We start from the raw sequence: 1,470 nt of genomic DNA, 5'->3' as shown, positions 1-1,470 counted from the left end.
AAGCGTGAGCCCGGCTCTGGCTGTTCGGCGATCGGCGGCGTTACCCGTGGCCATGCGGTGCTCGGCACCAGCGACGCCTGCATCGCCATGTATCCGGGCGACCTCGCCGTGGCGCTGGTCGCCTTCGATGCGATCGTGCATCTGGGCGAGCGCCAGATCCCGGTCGACGACTTTTTCCTGCTGCCCGGCAACACGCCGGAAAAAGAACATGCGATCGAACCGGGCGAGATGATCACCGCCATCGAGATCCCCGGCTCGGCCGCTACCCGGCGTTCGACCTACCTGAAGATCCGCGACCGGCAGTCCTACGAGTTCGCCGCGGCCAGTGCGGCGGTCGGCATCGAATTCGAGGCTGACGGCCGAACGATCCGCGATTTGCACGTGGCGCTCGGCGGCGTCGCGACCAAGCCGTGGCGTGCGCGGGCCGTGGAAGACGCGCTGAAGGGCAAGGTATTGGAGCCGGACGCGGTCCGCGCCGCCAGCCTGCTCGCCGTCGAAGGTGCCGTCGACCATGGCGCCAACCACTACAAGGTCGAACTGGCGCCGCGCGTCGTCGCCCGCGCCATCCTCAAATTGGGAGAGACGGCATGACCGTTCACAACATCAGGCATGGTGATGCGTCCGACGGCGCTTTTGCCGAAGCCGTCGGCGGCCGGCTGTCGCGCGTCGACGGCCCGGCCAAGATCAGTGGTGCGGCGAAATACGCCGTCGAGCAGCAGCTCGAAGGCCTCGCCTACGCCGTGCTGGTCGAGAGCACGATTGCATCCGGCAAGGTGCGCGCGATCGACACCAAGGCGGCCGAGGCGGCGCCCGGCGTACTGCAGGTGCTGACGCCGGACACCATCATCAGCCTGAAAACCGCGGCGGACTGGTTCGGCACGCCGCCGCCCGACAAACCCTATTGCCCGCTCGCGCGCGACATCACCTTTTCGGGCCAGCATGTCGCCGCTGTCGTCGCCGAGACCTTCGAACAGGCGGTCGCGGCGGCGGCCCTGGTCAAGGTCAGCTATGACGAGACGCCTTCCATCGTCGACCTCAGCGACGGCAAGGCCGGCGACGGCATCCCGATCGACGCCATGACCAAGGAATGGGGCGATGCGCAAGGTGCGTTCGCCTCGGCACCGGTCCGCATCTGCGCCGCCTACAACACGCCGCGCGAATACCAGGCGCCGATGGAGCCGCATGGCCTGATCGCCCGCTGGGAGGGCGACAAGCTCACCGTGTGGGAGCCGAGCCAATGGCTGGACGGGATGGCCCGCACCTATGCCGAATGGTTCGACGTGCCGTTCGAGAATGTGCGGCTGGTCTCGCCCTATATTGGCGGCGGCTTCGGCTCCAAGGCGCTGGCGCTGAGCCATGGCGCGGTGGCCGCATGTGCCGCCAAAATGCTCGGCCGGCCGGTGCGCCTGGTGATGACGCGGCCGCAGACCTTTACCGGCTATGGTGGCCGCGCCGCGACGCGCCAGACGG

At 68.2% G+C, this 1,470-nt stretch carries 2 protein-coding genes; both read left to right on the top strand.

What is annotated here, in order from left to right:
• On the top strand, positions 1-591 hold a 591-nt coding region (locus EN984_RS34365; protein WP_206517558.1), incomplete at its 5' end, for an FAD binding domain-containing protein.
• On the top strand, positions 588-1,470 hold an 883-nt coding region (locus EN984_RS34360; protein WP_164765910.1), incomplete at its 3' end, for a molybdopterin cofactor-binding domain-containing protein. The genes EN984_RS34365 and EN984_RS34360, both read left to right, overlap by 4 nt.

The organism is Mesorhizobium sp. M7A.F.Ca.CA.004.12.1.1 (assembly GCF_003997835.1).
In the GTDB taxonomy this organism is placed as follows: Bacteria; Pseudomonadota; Alphaproteobacteria; order Rhizobiales; family Rhizobiaceae; genus Mesorhizobium.
The sequence above is the reverse complement of the archived record's forward strand: the minus strand, read 5'-3'. Positions and strand labels throughout refer to the sequence as shown.